Source organism: Robbsia andropogonis (assembly GCF_034047095.1).
Lineage (GTDB): Bacteria > Pseudomonadota > Gammaproteobacteria > Burkholderiales > Burkholderiaceae > Robbsia > Robbsia andropogonis.
Window position 1 is genome coordinate 134,879 of the sequence record NZ_CP139166.1, and the last position, 18,425, is coordinate 153,303.

Below are 18,425 nucleotides of genomic sequence, written 5' to 3' on the forward strand. Positions count from 1 at the left end.
TCCGATCAAACATGACGACGACCTTCCATTCCGCACATAGCGCGGCCGGCTCGTGGCTTGGCATAGAAGCGGCTGCCTACGAGTTGCCGGGCGAACCCGTCGACATCGAAGCCTGGGCCGCGGAACGTGGTTATCCGGCCGAACGCGCCGCGGCGATTGCCCGTTCCGGCAGCCGCTATTTCCATATGGCGCTCGACATCAGCGAAACCGATCTGGCCATCGGGGCGATGGGCCGCTTGATTGATACGGCCCGGCTTAATCCTTCCGACATCGGCGCGATTGTTCATGTGCATACGCAGCAGTTCAGCGTGCCGCCGGCACCGCGCAGCTTGCCGCATGAAATTGCGGCGAGCTTTGGCATCAAGCCATTGTGGCTTGGTTCGGTCGCCCAGCTCAACTGCGTATCGGTGGCCGCCGGCATCGAAACAGTGCATGCACTGATGCGCCGTTTCCCGCAAATGGACGCGGCCGTCATCGTGTCGTCGGACCGCGTGTACGGTGAGGATTTCCGCATGCGTCAGGTCACCGGTGTGCAATGTGACGGCGCGGCGGCGATGCTGCTGACCCGCAACAGCACCAAGAATCGCCTTGGAAAGATCGCTATCCAGACGCATGCGAAGTGGTATCGCGGCTCGGATACGGTTGCCGAAAACGAGGCCGATCTGATCGCGATGGAATGGCCTTATACGCGCAAGGCGATCGAAGCGGCTGTCGCTTTGGACGATGTCGCGCTGCAAGACTACGATTTGCTGCTGCCGCACAACGCTGATCTGCCCGGCTGGAACTCCCTGTGCCGCGCAATGCGGGTGCCGGCCGACCGGCTGTACACGCATAACATCTACGCACGCGGCCACGCATGCTGCTCGGATTTCCCCATCAATATGGCGGAGGTCGGTCTTGACGCAATTGACAAAGGTCAGCGCGTGCTGGGCATCATGCAGTCGAATTGTGGCGCGTACGCGGCGGTCTCGCTGCATCCGGTGGTAAGCCATGCACAGTGAAACCCAAAAGGGCGCCGAGATCGCCGGGCAAGACGATGCGTGGCTTGCCGACCTCAAGACGCCTTGCTATGTGTACGAACCCGAGATCGCGATTGCCCGCTATCGCGCACTGAAGGCGCAACTCGGCACACGGTTGATCGTTTCGTTGAAAGCCAATCCCAACGAAGACATGCTGATGCGCTGCGGCCATGCCTACGAGGACGGCGTCGAACTCGCGAGCCGCGGAGAGCTTGACATCGTGGTCGGCCGCATCAAGGCTCCCCGTTATCTGAACAACCCGTCGATGAACGAGGATTTCATTCGCGCCGGGCTTGCGTCGCGCTGCAACTTCGTGCTCGACAGCCTCGATCACGTTGCACGCTTCATTCCTCTGGCCCGCGAGGCAGTTGCCGGCGGTGCGACGCTGGGCAAGCTGTTGCTGCGTCTGAATGCCGGCGATCTGGCAGGTGCCCGCTCACGCTCAAATTGGCATGACCATTTCGGTATGACATCCAATGAAGCGTTAGCGTCACTGCAGACATTAGTGGCGGCCGGCATGCGGGTCAACGGTCTGCATGTATTTTCCGGCCCGCACTCGTTCTTGCGCGGCGACGGGACGGAGCCCGAGACACTCGCCTTGCCCGCGGCGTTGGAGTCGCTCGCCCGCGACCTGACATCGACCAATGGCGCGCCGTTCGAAGCGTTGAGCCTTGGCGGCGGCTTCCCTGAACAACCGGTTCAGCTGGAAGCGTTCGAGCGCTATCGTGCCGCCGTCGAGCCGCTGGCGGCGCGCTACTCGCTCGCACACGAATCAGGCAGGGCAATTTTCGCGGACGCCGGAATCTTCGTCACACGAATCATGGCGGTGAAGCACTGGGCTAACCGCACGATCGCGGTATGCGATGGGGGCATCAGTCACAACTTCCTGCTTGCGCAGACCGAGTCCGTGATTCGACATTTGAAGACGCCGCGACTGGTGCGTCGCTCGACCGCTGCCGCTGCTGCGGCGCAGTCGACCGTGTTCGTCGGCAGCACCTGCAGCCGCGCCGACGTGATCGGTCACAGTAAGGATGTAGCCGCGCCGCAGCCGGGTGACCTGGCGGTGTTCTCTCAATGCGGCGCTTACAACCGCACTTATACGATGAGCGATTTCCTGTCTCACCGTGCTGCGCATGTCTACATCAAACCTGCCTAGATGCATTTCAAGGAGTCGTTCATGAATCCCATGATCGGTATCGCCGATGTGCTCGAAGACGGTGTCCGTCGCTGGCCGCAACACCTCGCTTACGCCGACGGCCAGCGCGAGGTGACGTATGCACAACTCGCGGATGCGGTGTTATGCGTTGCCGGTGCGCTGCGAGCACAAGGCGTTGTGGTCGGTGACCGCGTCGCCATCTATGCGCCGAAGCAATACGAAACAGTGGTGTCCATTCTTGCTGTCAATGCGGTCGGCGCATTGTTCGTACCCATCAATCCGCAACTCAAGGAGGCGCAGATCCGGCACATCCTGACGGACAGTGGCGCAATCTTGTTTATCACCGGCGCGCAGCGGCTAAAGCGCATGCCGTGGCTGACCACGGAGACGGACGTACCCAAGGTGCTGCTGATCGAAGCACTCGCAGAGCTGACGCAGGCGGCTGGCAGCGTGGATACAAGTGGTGCGGTTCCGCAAGACCGGAACCGCTGGAGCCCGCTGTCGGCAGTCGACGACGATCCCGCGGCGATCCTCTACACGTCCGGTTCAACCGGTAAGCCGAAAGGCGTCGTGCTGTCCCAACGCAATCTCGTGTCAGGTGCATACAGCGTCGCGTCGTATCAGCACCTCGATCATACCGACGTGATTCTGGGCGTGCTGCCGTTGAGCTTCGACGCCGGCCTCAGTCAGTTGACCAGCGCATTGATCGCGGGCGCCTGCTACACGCCGCTCGATTTCTTGCAGGCTGCGGATGTGCCGCGTTATTGCGAAGCACAAGGCGTCACCTCGATTACCGGCGTGCCGCCGCTGTGGATGCAACTGGCCTCGGTCTCCTGGAGCGACCCGGCACGCACTCGGATCCGGCGTTTCGCCAACACGGGGGGGCATCTAGCAACACCGTTGTTGCGCCGCCTGCGCGCCCTCTACGTGAGTGCGGATCCGTATTTGATGTACGGGCTGACCGAAGCGTTCCGCTCTACGTATCTCTCGCCTGCCGATGTGGACGCGCGTCCGAACTCGATCGGCAAGGCCGTGCCGAATGCACAGATTCTCGTGCTGCGTCCAGACGGCAGCGAATGCGATCCAGAGGAGCCCGGCGAGTTGGTCCACCGCGGCGCTTTCGTCACACTCGGCTATTGGAACCAGCCGCAACTTACCGAACACCGTTTCAGGCCTTTTCCCGGCATGCACAAACAGATTCCGCGCTCGGGCCTTGCTGTCTGGTCGGGTGACCTCGTGCGGCGCGACGCGGAGGGCTACCTGTATTTCGTGGCCCGCAGCGACGACATGATCAAGACTTCCGGCTATCGCGTCAGTCCGACCGAAATCGAGGACTTGCTGTTCGCCTTGCCGCACATTCGTGAAGCCGCCGCGTTCGGCGTCCCGCATCCGGCGCTCGGCGAAGCGATCGCGACCTGCGTGGTGTCCACGCTCGATGCCGACGCGGCACGGGCCGACATCATCCGTGCGTGTCGCGAAACGCTGCCCGGCTACATGGTGCCGCTTATCGTTGACCTGCAAACCACGCTGCCGCGTAACCCTAACGGCAAGATTGACCGGCCTGCGCTGAAGGCACGCCATAACAACGTATTTACTCCATCAAACATAGAGGAGAGCACTGCATGACCGTTCTCATGCTTGATACTCCCGCATCGGCCGACGCATATCGATCGCAATCGGGGCTCGCCGCAAACGGCAGATTGGCGATGTTGGGAGGTGTTGCCGTTTTGCCGCCGTCCAACGCGTTTAGCGATGTGCAGGCACAGGAGCGCCATCCTGGCTACCGGCACCTGTTGCTGCCGCAGGCGCACTTCGCCCGCCCGCGTGGCATCGGCAAGATTACCGACCAGGAAATACAGCATCTGAAGCCGAATGGACGGCCGGTGTTGCGCATCGCGCCTCCGGGCCGCAGCTTGTCTGATCTCGCGGCCGACGCGGCGATCGACTTGCGCGACCAGCTCGGCTCCGGACAGTTCGCGCGCACGACGCACATCGTGCTTGCCAGTTGTGCGTTGAACGAGGCGATAGGCGACTCGGTGGTGGGGCGCATGCAATATGAACTAGGCTTAAATCATGTGCTGCCATTGGCCTTGGGCCAGAATGGCACGCTCGGCATGTACTCGACATTGACACTGCTCGAAGGCCTGCTCGGCGACGACGACCAAGCGCTGGTGATCCTGAGCGATAAGTGGCTATATCCGTTTTTCCGCCAGTTTGGCGATCTGGTCGGCTACAGCGATGCGGCCGCGGCGATTCTGGTGCGCCGCGCCACCGATATGTCTAACTGCAACGTCTGGGGCAGTCCACGCAGTGTCGCCGTTGAGTTTGGCGACGCGATCACTGACCCCTGGGCGAGCAGTTCCGCCGCGGTGCGCGACGCGCTCGCGCCGCTCGCCGCCCGCGCGATTCGCCGCGCGCTCGAAGACGCACGGTTAAAAGGAGATGAAATCGATTGGTTCGTCGCACCCGGCATCGATCCGACACTTGCCGTGCACGTCGCGGACATGACTGCCGTGCCGCGCGAATGTCTGGTGCGACACGACCTCGGCGGCCATCTGTCTTCCGCGGATTCAATGGTCTCGCTGCTGCGTCTGGCCTCTTCGCTCGATCGCGCGGAACGTCGTACTGCCTTGGTCTGGGACGTCGCGCTGCACGGCGCTGCAGCGGCCGCGGTATTCGACGTGATTGGAGGCTTTCGTGTTGTACTCGACATCGAAGGAAGTACCGTATGAGCACTTATAAAGTCAGTCTTCGCGAGCTGCGCTTTTTCCTTTGGGAACTATTCGAGGTGGATCGGCGCTTTCTTGGCCAAGGGCCTTACAGTGCCCATGATCGGGAGCACTTCGACGCATTGCTCGAAAGAGCCCGGGATTTCGCATTGGATCTCGGCAACAGCTACCAGATGTCTGATATAGAAGGGTGCCACCTTCTCGAAGACGGCCAAGTACAGATCCCCTCGCATTTCCATGCGCTGTGGGCGCGCTTTCGCGACGAGTGGTCGAATACGCTGTTTGGTACCGAGCATGGCCTGCCCCCCATCGTCACGCAAGTGATCTACGAGATGTTCATGGGCGCCAATCCGTCGTTCATGACATACGGCGGCTTCACACGCCCGGCCATCAAGCTACTGAAGATGCACGGCACGTCGCGTCAGAAAAGCTTCATGCCTGCCTTGGAAAGCTATCGCTGGGATGCCTGTTTCTGTGCCACCGAACCGCAAGCCGGCACTGATCTCACCGCGGTCGCGTTGCGCGCGGAACCGCTCGAACAAGATGTCTACGCGATCAGCGGTGAGAAGGTCTATATCTCGGCGGGCATGCACGAGTTAACTGAAAACACGCTCTATTTCGTGCTTGGTCGCATCGACACCGCCGCACCGGATTCATTCGCGCTGTCCTGTCTGGTCGTGCCGCGCTATTGGCCCGACGAGCGTACCGGCGAACTCACATCGAACCACATCACCTGTGCCGGCCTGCCGCGCAAGATGGGTCTGAAAGGATGCGCGAACACCCATCTGATATTTGGCTCGAGCGGCACGACGCGCGGTTGGCTGCTTGGCAGTCGCCGTAACGTCGGGTTGCTGCAACTCATGCCACTGATGAACCAGGCGCGCATGAGCACCGGCATGTTCGGGGTCGGCGTCGCATCGAGCGCGTACTTGCATGCCGTCGACTATGCCAGTCATCGGCTGCAGGGCCGACCGATCGAACGCGCATCAAATACCAATGCCGCGCGTGTCGCGATCATCGAGCACGCAGATGTGCAACGCATGCTGCTCGACATGAAGAGCCGCGTCGACGGCTGCCGCGGCTTGCTGGGCAAGCTGGCCGCCACCGCCACGCGAGCGGCGATTCTTGAAACGACGCCCGGCGCGGATCCGTCGGAAATTGAAAAACACCGCAAGCTGCAATTGTTGCTGACGCCGATCTGCAAGGCCTTCATCTCCGATCAAGCGTGGCGCATCTGCGAAACCGCGATCCAGGTACATGGCGGTCTCGGCTATACCGATGCAAGTCCCGTCGAGCAAAACGCGCGCGACGTGAAGATTCTGTCGATATGGGAAGGCACCAACTACATCCAGGCGCAAGATCTGGTGCGCGACAAGCTCGGCTTCGGGCGCAACTCGCGCCTGATTCGCTATTACCGCGACGAACTTGACGTTTTCCTTGCGACTTGCAGCCAGAGTGACACCGACGCCGATCTGCGTCCTCTGTTCGAGCAGTTGCGCGCCGGTGCTGATCAGATCGAAGTCGCGCTTGCACATATCGCGCAAGAAGTGCAGGACGGCCACACGCATCGCAGCAGCCAGTTCTATACGCGTTTTCTCGACATGTTCGGGCTGGTTACGTCCGCATGGGTTCTATTGGAGTCCGCGTGCATTGCGAGCCGGCGTCTGGCCGTCCTCGATGCCGAAGCGGAATCGGCAGAGGCGTCGTTCTATCGCGGTAAATATAAGAGCGCGCGCTACTTCTTTGCCAACGTGCTGCCGCTCGTGGACCAGCATGCGCGGGCGATAGCGTCGATCGGCGAGGCGGCCATCGGCGTGAGCAGCGATGAACTTGTCCAGGTGGAGTGATATGAACGAGTTCATCGCTACTCCCGATATCGTCGCACCCGCCAAACACGCCGACGGGGCAATCGATGCACCGCGCAACCTGTTGGGTCGCCCCGCTTCGCGCCATCGCGGTACCGAGATCGATGGCGCAACGCTCGCGCCCGAAGGTTTGTGGGTGCGAGACAAGAACCTCAACGATCTGATCGGCACGACGACGTTCGAGGGTGCGATTGCCCATCTGTGGTTTGACCGGGAGGTAGACGGCGTGCAGCAAGCCGCGATCGGCGCGCGTCTTGCCGCGATCGGCGTTTGTCTCGCGCAAGGCTCGGCGGCGCAAGATCTGGCGGCACAGCTCGGTGCAGCAGGGGTCGAACCGGTGTTTGCCGCCGCCGCGGGTCTGTTACGCGGTCTCGACGATACGCTTGCCGATACATCCGGCGCGTCACTCGACGATGCGGACCTCGACACGCTGCTGGTGTGCGCCAGCGTCGCGCCGTTCTTGCTGCATGCGGCGATCAACGGTAGGCCGTTCGCGGCATCGCGTGGCGCGCAACGGATCGAGGCGGGCATGACCCACGCGCAACGGATGCTGGTATTGAGTGGCGCGACGCGCCACGATTCACAGGCTGTGCGCGTGATGGATGCCTTGCTTGTCGCGTGGCATGCGGGATTTGGTTACATCACGCCGACGGTGCTTGTGCCGCGCGTCGCAATCGGCACAGGCGTGACGCTGACCCAGGCGATTGCGGCGGGCTTGATGGCGAGCGGTCCGGCACACGTTGGTGCCGCCCGTGAAGCGCTTGATTGGCTACAAGCGCTCGCTGCTTCCCACACAGCGTTGCAATACCTGCCGGAGGGGTTGCAACGCGTGGGCGCGGACGCGGTCGATCGTGCCCTCGACAGCGACGGGACCTTGCTCTTCGGCTTCGGCCATCCGCTATTTGTCGCCGATCCACGGCCCCCGCATTTGCGCGGGCTGTTCGTTGATGCGGGCTTCAGTGGTCCGTTTCTTACGCTGTATGACGCGTGTTGTGTCCGGGCGGCGCAGCGCAAGCAACTGAATCCAAACATCGATTTTCTGACCGCCGCCGCGCTGCTTGAACTCGGGGTGATCGTGCCCTCTTGGGGCGTCGGCATTGGCTTGTGCTCGCGCATCGCGGCAATGGCCGCGCATGCGGTGGAGCGACGCAAACGCCCGGCGTTCGGCGTCAACAGTGCGACCGCGCGCAAATTGTTGGCCGCCGTTCCTGTCGGATGGTTGTGACCTTCTTTTTCCCGTTCATTCAAGACAATACATGCTACTCAAGAATCTACGCCCCGCGAACGACTACGACCGCTTCGCCACCGAGACCCTGGAACCTTGGGATCTACTGTTTATAAGTCGAATTCGCCAGCTAGCGCGCGATTTGACGCCAGGCTATATCGCTGACATCGGTACTGCCACCGGCGTCGTGCCGGTGCGCCTCGCGACTGATCCGGCGATGCACGCGTGGCGCTTCATCGGCATCGACCTTGATCCGGAAATGCTGGACGAAGGCATGCCACGCATTCAAGAACTGGGATTAACCGAACGCATAGAGATGAAAGTCGGCGATGCGCTGGCGCTACCGCTCGCGGACGGCACCCTGACGATGGCGGTCGGCCGAGCAACGCTGCATCATCTGCCGGATAAGGCATTAAGCCTGCGCGAAATGTTTCGCGTGTTGGCACCGGGTGGTATAGCGCTGGTGCACGACATGCGTCGCGACGCGCCGCAAGCCCTACTCGATCGCTTCACGCAGATGCGGGCGGCAGCCGATTATCCGCCGACTCACGTTGAGGAAAAGGTCACGCTAGCGGAAGCCAAGGCATTGGTCCATGACGCTGGCCTCGCGGACGTCGCAACGATTTACAGTCCCAGCACAGGACTCGGCGCGCTCGGCTTTGAGATCCTGCTGAAAAAACCACCGCTGGTCTGACATCATGAACGCATCTACTCCGCGCCGGATCACCGTGGATTCGATCCACGCCACCGATTACGCCGATACGCGCCTCGTACATGCCGCAAATTGCCTCGGCGCACGCGATGTAATCTGTACGCACCTCGCGGAGTGTGGCACGCTCCCATTGTGCGTGAGCCCGCGCGACCCGGTGCTGGCAAGTTCGAGCACTGCATTCGTTGCGTGGTATGGCGAGCGTCTCGATATCATCGGTGCGTTGCTCGACGAATACGGCGCAATCTTGTGGCGCGGATTCGCTGTTCCCGATACCGCCTCGTTCGGCACGCTGGGCGCACTCTATCCACCGCATTTGCATGGCTACACCGCCGGCGCCGCGCCGCGCAAGGCGATCGCCGACCAAGTGTATGAATCGACGCGGATGCCGCCACCGTTCAAGATAGGCCTGCATCAGGAAATGGCCTACATGGCGACCTATCCGCGGTTGCTTGCATTTTACTGTTCCGTGCCTGCCGAAGCCGGAGGCGAGACGCCGATCTGCGATATGCGGCGCGTCACCGCGCGTCTGCCTGCCACCGTGCGAGAGCGGTTCTCCGCGCGTGGCGTCATGTATCTGCGCAACTTTGCCCCGCCACAGCGTCGCGACGGCACTCACCAAAACCCACTTTTTGCCGAATATCACCGGCCGTGGGACGAGGCTTTCGACACCACCGAGCGCACCGAGGTGGAGCGGTTGTGCGCGGAGCGCAAACTCGGCTGCACATGGCTTGACGACGGCAGCATCACCGTCTCGCACGTGGGCCCGGCCATGGTCGCGCATCCGCGCACCGCCGACATCGTATGGTTCAATCAGGCCAGCGCGCAACATCCGAATCCGCGTTCAATGGGCGATCTCAGCTACCGCCAGCTCCAGCGAGTGTTCGGTACGCGTGCCGCATTTCCGTACGAGATCCGCTATGGCGACGGTTCGGAGATGCCTTACGACGACCTTGTTGCCGTATATGACGCGATGGACCATGAGGAGGTCGCCTTCGCGTGGCGTACGGGCGACGTGCTGGTGATCGATAACCTGTTGACCGCGCATGGCCGCAATCCCTATCGCGGGACGCGTCAGACCCACGTCATGCTGCTCGACTATCCGGATACCCGATCATGACGAAGTCTTTCTTTACGTCGTTGCGCCTTGCGTTCGCTCCTTGGCAATCATTTGACGCATGGCGCCTCTTCGGCGCAGATTTTGGCCACGGCGATCGTGTACACGATTATGCGCTGAGCGCCGATTCGATCGACGTCAGTGCTGGCCAATTCCATTTGTGCGCGACGAACGTGCGTTTCCGCAAAGGGGCGATTACAGCGGTGGTGGGTCCGAACGGTGCCGGCAAAAGCACGCTGCTCGAAGCGCTGCTCGGTTTCCGGCACAACCGTGGTTCGGGCGCTCAGATTCTGGGCATGCCCACGCGGCAATTTCTTGCCGATCCCTCCGCGCTGCGGCGGCTGGGAGCGCAGTTGCAAAAAGTCGAGTACGCGGATCACACCAAGGTCAGCGAGATCGTCGACTTGCATCGCGCGATGTATCGTAAACAGGATTCCGCCGTCGCCGCGGCGCTCGCGTTGGACGAGCTGATCGGGAAGCCCTGCCGCGGACTCTCGAAAGGGCAGCGCCAGCGGGTAGACCTGTATGTCGCATTGGCGCATCGCCCTGAGCTGCTGATACTCGACGAACCATTCACCGGCCTAGACCGCCGTTATACCGGCGTCGTATCGGATCTGCTGCGCGACCGTCCGGAAGGAACCAGCGTCGCAATGATCTGCCATGCCGGTGAAGATCTGTCCGCTGTCGACGACATTGTCTGGGTCAAGCAAGGCGGCATTGCTTATCAAGGACAGAAAGATGTGCTGAAAGCCACGCTGGTTGGTGAGGCGCGCGCACTCCTTTATTGCCGCGACGACAGAGAGGCGGCGGCGTTGCGGGAGAGGCTCGAAGTGCTAGACGGTGTAGTCGGCGTACGTACGCCACAACCGCTCGTGCTCGAAGTATTCGGCGACGCCACGCTGCATCCGTACGTACAACAATTGGTCGGCGAGCAGCGCATTCAGCACCTTGAGCTCTCGCCTACCACCGACAATGATCTGCTGCGTCTGTGTACTGAAGGACTTCGTCATGATTAATGTATTTGCGATACTGGTCCGCAACGAATTGCTGGGGTTCTTGCGGAGCCGTTCGTCGCTATTCTGGACGTTGGCGTTTCCGGTATTCCTGCTGAGCGTGATGTTGTTCGCGTTCGGTGGTGCCGGCTCTTCGCTCGGCGAGGTCAAGGTGGCATTCACCCCGCTTCCTTCGGGTACGGGCGAATCGACTTATAGCGCAGCCTGTCGTGCCGAGATTACGGATAGCCTGACGCGCAGCGATGCGATCAAGGTGCGCTTTGTGAGCGGGAGCAATTCTGGTGCCAATGCCGTCATCGTTCGACTCGGCGCGCACCTCGGCGAACCGTCGATCGTCCGCTATGACTTCAATGGCCCGATCGTGGAGAAGGCGGCAGCGCGGCTGATAGAAATGGCGCTTGCGCGGTGCGCCGCACGGCAACAAGGTATTGTCTCCGCCGACCTTGTGCGGTTCGAGAATACCGTGCCCTTTCAACGCCCGTTCAATTACGGCATGTTCTTTGTTACAGGCATTCTTGTGATGTCGTTCATGACGATTGGCCTAAATTCCACCGCTACCGCCATCGCAGCACTGCGCGAGCGCAACACCTTCAAGCTCTACGTATGCTTTCCGGTGTCGCGTTTCGTATTTCTGGCCGCGTTGATCACCGCGCGGATGATCATGATGGCGCTTTCCGCGATCGTGCTGTTCCTGGTCGCGCGTCTTGCTTTCGGTATCGCGCTACCGCTGTGGAGCAGTGCTGGACTGCGCGCGCTTCCTATCGTGGCGCTGGGCGCGGCGATGGTGCTCAGTTTCGGCGTGTTGCTGGCGAGCCGCGCGAAGTCGCTCGCGGCGGCGGAGTTGGCGTGCAACATCACCTATTACCCGCTGCTGTTCCTCAGCGATCTGACGATTCCAATGCACGGCGCTCCTGAATGGTTGAAGGACGGCCTTAAATTCATTCCGGTTAACCAGTTTGCCGTGACATTGCGCGGCGTACTTTTGGACGGTGGGCACTATGCCAGTTTCTTGCCGCAACTGTTCGGCATGGCGGTGAGCACACTGATTTTCATGCTGCTTGCCGCGCGCATGTTCCGCTGGCACGACGCATAAACGTTATTGCATGTCTTATCCGAAGGAGGACCTTGATGAAATCGCATAACCCCGTTACCAACTATTTGTCTCACTTGAGTAATCTCCTGCCCGCCATCGTGTTTCTGTTCTACGGTCGCCTTGGGCCAGGAGAACCTGACGAGCGCTGGACGCACGCGTTTCTTATCGGAGGTGTACTGGCGGTGCTGCACGGTTTGTGGCTGTTGCGTCGCCACAAGGGCAACAGCATCGCGCTGGGCGTCGATCTCTATCTGGTGATTGGGGGCGTGCTAGCCTTTACTTCCGCTGCGGCAAGTCGCCTGTGGGGAGAAGAACTCGGGCCGGCCGCCGTGCTGGTGTGCGTGCTCGTAGTGGGTATTCTGCAGACTGTGTGGAATAACGGCGGCTTTATCGACTGCGCCGCCGCCGATCGGGAGCGTACGCGTTTTCTATCGATGGTAATGATAGCCGTGACGCTCGTGGCGCTGGCGGTTTCGATTTTGATGCGCCATAGCCCAATTCTGGGAGGCGTCGTACCGCTGTTCGCGTTGGTGTTGGTCCGAGGCCGGCTGCGCCGCCAAGCGGTAGCGGCCAGCTAAGAATGGGTACCGCCTTCGACACCGCGCGGTCCGCCAACCACGCGCTTGCGGCAGCGCTGCCCCCGGGTGCGTGGTTGACCGGCGAGGCGTGCGCGCCATACCTCACCGATGTCATGCACTACCAGGGGAACGCGCTCGGTGTTGCACTGCCTGATAGCGTAGCGCAGCTGAGCGCACTCGTGCGTGCCGCCGTCGCGCATCGCGTCACGCTATTGCCGCAAGGCGAGCGAACCGGCCTTACCGGCGCCGCTATCCCGGATCGAAGCGGTGCGCAATGTGTCGTGTCGTTTACACGGATGAAACGAATCCGCCATTTCGATCGGGTGAATCGTAGCATTACGGTCGAAGCGGGTGCACTCCTGTCCGAAGTGAACCGGCATGTTGAAGCCGCCGGACTGTGCCTGCCGATCGATCTCGGGAGTGACCCCTGTGTGGGCGGCCTGGTCGGTGCGAATGCGGGGGGCAGTAGATTGGTCAAGTATGGCAGTACACGACACAATGTGCTCGGTGTGGAAGCCGTACTCGCGGATCGTGACGGCAGCGTACTAGATCTGCTTGCGGCATTGCGCAAGAATAATGTCGGGCTGGACCTGAAGCAGCTATTTATTGGCGCAGGCGGGGCGAACGGCCTCATCAGTGCCGTGTCGTTTTCACTCGCGCCGATCGAGCGTTCATCGCATACATTGCTCATCGCGCTAGCATCGTACGAAGCGGCGACAAGCTCGCTCATGGCGTTCGAGGCGGCGTTCGGCGAATTGCTGTCCGCCTACGAATTCATCTCGGCGACCGCGCTGAGGCGCGTCGCCGCGGCGTTTCCTCATATCACCACACCCTTTGCCGACAGTGACGCGGCATGTTTTGTACTTGTCGAGATCGCGAGTGGGATGCCTGGCCTCGATTCGCTCCTTGAGGCCCGTGCGCTTGAGGTGGTAGAAGCGCTCGTCGACAATCATGCAGTCCTTGATGCTGTCTTTGCACAAAGCGAACGCTTCTGGCGCATCCGCGATAGTTTGCCACTCGCAGTCGCGCAAGATGCGTTGCCTTTGTCATTCGATATATCCTTCACGCGGGGTGCGCTTGCACCGTTTCTTGTCGAAACAGCGCAATGGTTTGCCGCGCAACATCCGTCGCTGGGCTATTACGAGTTCGGTCATTTCGGTGACGGTGGCTGTCATCTCATCATTGCGATACCACTGGCCCTCATCGAGCAATACGGACCGATGCGGCAAATCGTATTACGACGAGAACTCTATCAAAGGGTACTTCGGCATGGTGGTAGCTTTAGTGCAGAACACGGGATTGGCCCCGGTAATGTGGCTTATTACCGAAAATTCGTGCCACCCGTAGTACAGGTTGCGTCCGGCATAGTCCAGCGGGCGCTCGACCCTCACGCGCTTGTCGGGCGCGTCCAGTATTGAGAAGGCGATGGACGCGGTGATCTGCCCGGTTTCTTAAGACCATTCGGTTCTAGCAATAACGGCAGTGGTTGAATCGCTTTCTAAACGCAGGCGATACGCCAGCGGTGTGTCGTGGTTCGGGCTTGAATGCGGTCGGACTTCGGGAACAGGCAACCGTCCACTGATGCCGAGAGCGGTCATCCAGACGGCGTGGCTCAATGTCTCCTTCGGGTCCAGGCCGTGTTGAAACCAGATCATTACTGTGCGACGCGTGACGATGCCCCCAAGGATTGTTTGACTTTCTTCGGGCTCTGGTGCAAATAGGCGGCGCGGCCCATAAGAGGGGTAAGCGCAGGCAAGGTGAGCGGGAAAATGGAGCCGGTAACCGATGAAACGCGCTGTCCAACGCAACGTCGACTACAAAGCCCGGAAGGCATGAATCGCTTGATCGATGCCAGCATTCGTGACATGACGATGCGTCACTACTCTGATCGCATGCGCACCGTTGGCGCGGACCAGGATGCCCGCCGTGGCCAGGCGTTGACAATAGGCCTCGGCCCGACCATCCGGAACACGCAGGCGAACGATATTACTTTGTGGCGCGATATCGTCCCGTTCGATTCGATTCGTATGTGCCAGCCCGTTCCAGAGGCGGTGGGCGCGGTCATGATCCTCCTGCAAACGCGCGGGCATCTCTCTCAACGCCACCAGTCCGGCCGCAGCCATGATGCCCGCCTGACGCAAGCCGCCCCCGACCTGGCGCCGCAGGGTCCGTGCGCGCAAAATAAAGTCAGCATCGCCCGCGAGAATTGCGCCCATCGGCGCGCCCAGACCTTTGGACAAGCAGAATGTGACGCTGTCCGCACATCCAGCCAATGCCGAGACGGGTTGCCGCAACGCGACAGCGGCATTAAACAAGCGAGCACCGTCTATATGGATCGCAATGCCGCGCTCGGCTCCCAGCGACGCAATCCCTTGCATATAGTGCATGGATGGTACATACCCACCGGATGCATTATGTGTGGTTTCCACCGCGATTATCGCCGTCGGTTCGCCATAGCGTGAAAAGCCACCGCGTGCCACATCCGCGAGTACGGCCAGATCCATTTCGCCGCGCGTCGACGGCACCATCCGACAGAACAATCCTGCAAGCCGCGATAGCGCACCACCCTCAGAATGCGCCATATGCGCGTGCGCATCGACAATGGCTTCGCCACCGCGTGGCGCGTGCACCAATGTTGCAATCGTGTTGCCCATCGTACCGCTGCACACGAACAGAGCGCCTTCCTTCCCTAGCGTCAGGGCTGCCTCGTGCTCGAGCAAGGCCACGGTCGGATCACCCTCAAGCGTGTCATCCCGCAACGTTGCGGTCTTCATCGCCTCCCACATGGCGTCAGTCGGTCGCGTCACCGTATCGCTGCGAAGATCGACGATGCCGTCGTGGCTGATGGCGCCGACGGGTACAGGGGTATTGTCAAGTATCTCAGTCATTGTTTTCCAATCGTTCATCTACCGCCGTCCCCTCGATACAAGGGGGCTTACTTGCCCAGCGACGCCGGCGCAATGGCGGGGGCCAAGGGATTGGATGATACGGATGGGATCGGCTCGGGCGCATCGTAAGGGATCCCGGCGAACTTCATGACAAGTTTCACCGCCACTGTGTTACTAAGAGACCGTTTCAAAAAGACCGCGAGGGGGGCTGTTAACCTTTTCGTCAAACTGCTAACCTTGGTCATCTGAACAACTGGAACCAAGGTGATGGGTGCACCGATCATTGATGACGAACTGTGGGCATTGATAGAACCTTTGCTGCCTCCGCCAAAGCCACGCCGCAAGAAATACCCAGGACGACTCCCGGTTTCCAACCGGGCTGCACTGAACGGCATCTTGTTCGTATTCAAGACCGGGATACGCTGGTGTGACCTCTCGACCAAACTCGGATTCGGCTCCGGGCCGACCTGCTGGAGGCGTTTGCGCGACTGGCAAAGGGTCGGCGTGTGGGGCGCGTTGCACGCACTGCTGCTCGCGAAGTTACGCGAGGTCGGCGAACTCGATTTCTCACGGGCGGTGGCCGATTCATCTTCGGTGCGAGCCGTTGGGGCGGGCGAAAAACTGGCCCGAACCCCACCGATCGCTCGCGACCGGGCTCGAAGCATCACATCCTCGTCGATGCCACTGGCGTCCCCGTCAGTGCCATCCTGACTGGCGCGAATCGCAACGACGTTACCCAGTTGCTGCCGCTCATCGACGCGATCCCGCCTATTCGCGGCGTACGCGGTCGACCGCTTCGCAAGCCCAAAGTCATCTACGCAGATCGTGGATACGACTCTGAGCCGCATCGCGAGCGGCTTCGTGCGCGCGATATCGAACCGGTGATCGCTAGGCGCCGTACGGAACACGGCAGCGGACTCGGCAAATTCCGCTGGGTAGTCGAGCGTACGCATGCATGGCTGCACAATTTTCGTCGTCTTCGCATTCGCTTCGAGCGTCGAGCCGACATTCACGAGGCATTCCTTAAACTTGGTTGCGCGCTCGTCTGCTGGAACATCTTCAGACGTGCCGAGCAGTCTTTTTGAAACGGCCTCTAAAGACATTCATAGCCGTGCGTCCCATGTCCAGGAAGGCGTCCACGCCGGCAATCACGGCAAGTGCTTCCAGCGGCACGCCGATCGTCGACAAGACCATCGCCACGGCCACGAGACCACCAGACGGCACATTGGCACTGCCCTTGCTGGCGAGCGTTGTCACAATCGTAATAGACAACAACATATGCCAGTCCATCGGCACATGGTAGGCATCCGCCAGAAAGCCCACGGCCAGCGCGAAATACATGATGGAACCGTCACGATTGAACGCATAGCCCAGCGGCAGGACAACCGATGCCACTGCTTTCGGAACGCCCATTGCGATCAGCTTTTCAAGATGCAACGGCAGACTGGCTTCCGAGGAACGCGTGGCAAAGGCCAACAAAAACGGCTCGCTGATCTGCTTGACCGTCTTCAACGGCTTTTCGCCGATCAAGCGCAATATCCCAAAGAAAACGAGCAGCAGAATTGCCAATCCGAGATACATTACCGCCACAAGTTTGGCGAGTGCAAAAAGCGTTGCAAGCCCCTTGCTCGCGAACAACCAGGAGACAATTGCGAAAATCGCGACAGGCGACAGCGCGATGACCCACGCGGTGATCTTGAACACACTGGCCATCAATGCATCCAGAACGTTCACCAACGGCAGCGCCCGCTCACCGATGGAGGCCAGTGCAAGACCGAGCAAGACAGAAAACACCAACACCGGTAGCATATTTCCGCCGGACATAGCGACCACGATATTCGTGGGAATCATATCCAGGAAGAACTTTGTCCAGTCGATCGATGTCGCGATAGCCTTCGCCGGCGTGGCCGCATCAGCGAGATTCGCACCCATGCCGGGGTGAAACACACCGTTAAGTAGTAGCCCCAAGGCGATCGAAAGCAAGGTGGCAATGAAAAAATACGCCAGGCTGATCGCAGAGACACGGCCAAGCGCGCGTGTCTGGTTTCCCATCTGATACACACCCAGCGTAATCGCCGTGAATACCAGCGGCACGATCACCATCTTGACCGCCTGTACGAAGGCCGCACCCACTGGCTCGATCGCTTTCGCCCAATGTGGCAGCACAAAACCAAAAATCATCCCTAAAGCCAAGCCAATAAGCATTTGCAGCGGTAGCGCGATGGGGCGCCGTTGTTGCCGAATCATGATCCGTCTCGTCGAATAGGTAGGATGAGTGCTTAGCGTGTCGCGCCGATGCGCGACAGATAGCGAAATCGGTGTTGCATCGCATGTTCGAGGTGTTCCCAAACAATGCGGCGGGCCGCGTCGCCGTCACGACGGACGATGGCCGCATGCAGCGCCAAGTGTTCTTGCAGGGCTTGGAATGCATCGTTGGCGTCGTAATCCACGACTTTTTGCAGCACGAGTCCGCTTTGATCACGCAGATTGCGATACGCCTGCTGCAGGCGCGCATTGTCCGTGGCCGAGAACATCGCGTCGTGATAAGCCCAACCCAGGCTTTGGGATCTGACGGAATCGAACGGTGCATGCGAGGCAAGAATTCTCAGCTGCTCGGCCACGGTCTCCAGTCGCGCCAGATCGCCGCGCGTCGCAGCCAGAAATGCGGCCATACCCTCAAGCGCGACCCGCATTTCGTGAATTTCCGACAGATCGGCAAGCGACATCTGGCGCACGAAAGTGCCTTGCATCGGTACTATTTCGAGCAAACCGTCACGCGATAGCGACTTCACCGCTTCGCGAACCGGGGTACGACCGATTTGCAATTTTTCGGATAACCCGCGTTCCGAGACAGGTGTTCCCGGTGCAATTTCGCCACTCACAATGAGGTGACGCAGCCGCGTATATGCGTCTCCGGGATCGATTTCGTTTTGTTCTTCGATATGCACGCGTCGGCGTCTCCGGGTGGTCGATGACTGGTATACCAGCATGACAAAATGGAGACGTCAACGAAACGATATATTTTGATCGACG

At 60.4% G+C, this 18,425-nt stretch carries 16 protein-coding genes; 13 read left to right on the forward strand and 3 right to left on the reverse strand.

What is annotated here, in order from left to right:
• The first annotated feature begins 11 nt into the window (after positions 1 to 11).
• The 12 genes from SJQ66_RS05795 to SJQ66_RS05850 all read left to right on the forward strand — a co-directional run bounded on the left by SJQ66_RS05795 (position 12) and on the right by SJQ66_RS05850 (position 13,922).
• The gene (locus SJQ66_RS05795; RefSeq protein ID WP_024904182.1) at positions 12 to 1,001 is read left to right on the forward strand and encodes a beta-ketoacyl-[acyl-carrier-protein] synthase family protein; all 990 of its coding nucleotides are present in this window, start codon (positions 12 to 14) and stop codon (positions 999 to 1,001) included.
• Entirely contained in the window at positions 991 to 2,175 is a 1,185-nt protein-coding gene (locus tag SJQ66_RS05800; protein WP_320534076.1) for a PLP-dependent decarboxylase, read from the forward strand. The genes SJQ66_RS05795 and SJQ66_RS05800 overlap by 11 nt, the downstream gene beginning before the upstream one ends.
• A gap of 21 nt (positions 2,176 to 2,196) precedes the next feature.
• Positions 2,197 to 3,801: an acyl-CoA ligase (AMP-forming), exosortase A system-associated gene (locus SJQ66_RS05805; protein ID WP_253463939.1), complete on the forward strand. Its 1,605-nt coding sequence runs from the start codon at positions 2,197 to 2,199 to the stop codon at positions 3,799 to 3,801.
• The gene (locus SJQ66_RS05810; protein ID WP_024904179.1) at positions 3,798 to 4,907 is read left to right on the forward strand and encodes a hypothetical protein; all 1,110 of its coding nucleotides are present in this window, start codon (positions 3,798 to 3,800) and stop codon (positions 4,905 to 4,907) included. Before SJQ66_RS05805 ends, SJQ66_RS05810 begins: the two co-directional genes overlap by 4 nt.
• A complete protein-coding gene (locus tag SJQ66_RS05815) occupies positions 4,904 to 6,751 on the forward strand; it encodes an acyl-CoA dehydrogenase (RefSeq protein WP_046152103.1) in 1,848 nt (615 codons plus the stop codon). Before SJQ66_RS05810 ends, SJQ66_RS05815 begins: the two co-directional genes overlap by 4 nt.
• Before the next feature lie 61 nt (positions 6,752 to 6,812).
• Positions 6,813 to 7,994 carry a citrate/2-methylcitrate synthase gene (locus SJQ66_RS05820; RefSeq protein WP_036010905.1) on the forward strand — a complete coding sequence of 394 codons (1,182 nt, stop codon included), beginning with the start codon at positions 6,813 to 6,815 and terminating at the stop codon, positions 7,992 to 7,994.
• Positions 7,995 to 8,025: 31 nt separating this feature from the next.
• On the forward strand, positions 8,026 to 8,688 hold the full coding sequence (locus SJQ66_RS05825; protein WP_024904176.1) for a class I SAM-dependent methyltransferase: 663 nt from the start codon (positions 8,026 to 8,028) through the stop codon (positions 8,686 to 8,688).
• Between the two features lie 4 nt (positions 8,689 to 8,692).
• Complete coding sequence (locus tag SJQ66_RS05830) at positions 8,693 to 9,823, forward strand: TauD/TfdA family dioxygenase (RefSeq protein ID WP_024904175.1); 1,131 nt, start codon at positions 8,693 to 8,695, stop codon at positions 9,821 to 9,823.
• The gene (locus tag SJQ66_RS05835; RefSeq protein WP_253463935.1) at positions 9,820 to 10,836 is read left to right on the forward strand and encodes an ATP-binding cassette domain-containing protein; all 1,017 of its coding nucleotides are present in this window, start codon (positions 9,820 to 9,822) and stop codon (positions 10,834 to 10,836) included. The genes SJQ66_RS05830 and SJQ66_RS05835 overlap by 4 nt, the downstream gene beginning before the upstream one ends.
• Positions 10,829 to 11,926: an ABC transporter permease gene (locus tag SJQ66_RS05840; RefSeq protein ID WP_024904173.1), complete on the forward strand. Its 1,098-nt coding sequence runs from the start codon at positions 10,829 to 10,831 to the stop codon at positions 11,924 to 11,926. Before SJQ66_RS05835 ends, SJQ66_RS05840 begins: the two co-directional genes overlap by 8 nt.
• A gap of 35 nt (positions 11,927 to 11,961) precedes the next feature.
• Positions 11,962 to 12,504 carry a permease gene (locus SJQ66_RS05845; protein WP_320534077.1) on the forward strand — a complete coding sequence of 181 codons (543 nt, stop codon included), beginning with the start codon at positions 11,962 to 11,964 and terminating at the stop codon, positions 12,502 to 12,504.
• A 2-nt stretch (positions 12,505 to 12,506) separates the two neighbouring features.
• On the forward strand, positions 12,507 to 13,922 hold the full coding sequence (locus SJQ66_RS05850) for an FAD-binding oxidoreductase (protein ID WP_024904171.1): 1,416 nt from the start codon (positions 12,507 to 12,509) through the stop codon (positions 13,920 to 13,922).
• A 396-nt stretch (positions 13,923 to 14,318) separates the two neighbouring features.
• Here the strand turns inward: SJQ66_RS05850 and SJQ66_RS05855 are convergent, their stop codons facing one another.
• Complete coding sequence (locus SJQ66_RS05855) at positions 14,319 to 15,392, reverse strand: threonine aldolase family protein (protein ID WP_051504541.1); 1,074 nt, start codon at positions 15,390 to 15,392, stop codon at positions 14,319 to 14,321.
• 267 nt (positions 15,393 to 15,659) lie between these two features.
• On the opposite strand from SJQ66_RS05855, the gene SJQ66_RS05860 reads away from it, so the two are divergent.
• Positions 15,660 to 16,477, forward strand: a protein-coding gene (locus SJQ66_RS05860) for an IS5 family transposase (RefSeq protein WP_320533580.1) whose coding sequence is annotated in 2 segments (ribosomal slippage) — positions 15,660 to 16,008 and positions 16,008 to 16,477 — 819 coding nt in all. Because the reading frame shifts where the segments join, the coding sequence is not laid out codon by codon here.
• Here the strand turns inward: SJQ66_RS05860 and SJQ66_RS05865 are convergent.
• Together SJQ66_RS05865 and SJQ66_RS05870 are read right to left on the reverse strand one after the other, a co-directional pair.
• Entirely contained in the window at positions 16,452 to 17,639 is a 1,188-nt protein-coding gene (locus SJQ66_RS05865; RefSeq protein ID WP_320534078.1) for a dicarboxylate/amino acid:cation symporter, read from the reverse strand. The two genes, SJQ66_RS05860 and SJQ66_RS05865, sit on opposite strands and share 26 nt — an antisense overlap.
• Positions 17,640 to 17,671: 32 nt before the next feature.
• Positions 17,672 to 18,340 (reverse strand): GntR family transcriptional regulator, encoded by a 669-nt coding sequence (locus tag SJQ66_RS05870; RefSeq protein WP_253463933.1) that lies wholly within the window; start codon positions 18,338 to 18,340, stop codon positions 17,672 to 17,674.
• Positions 18,341 to 18,425 lie beyond the last annotated feature (85 nt).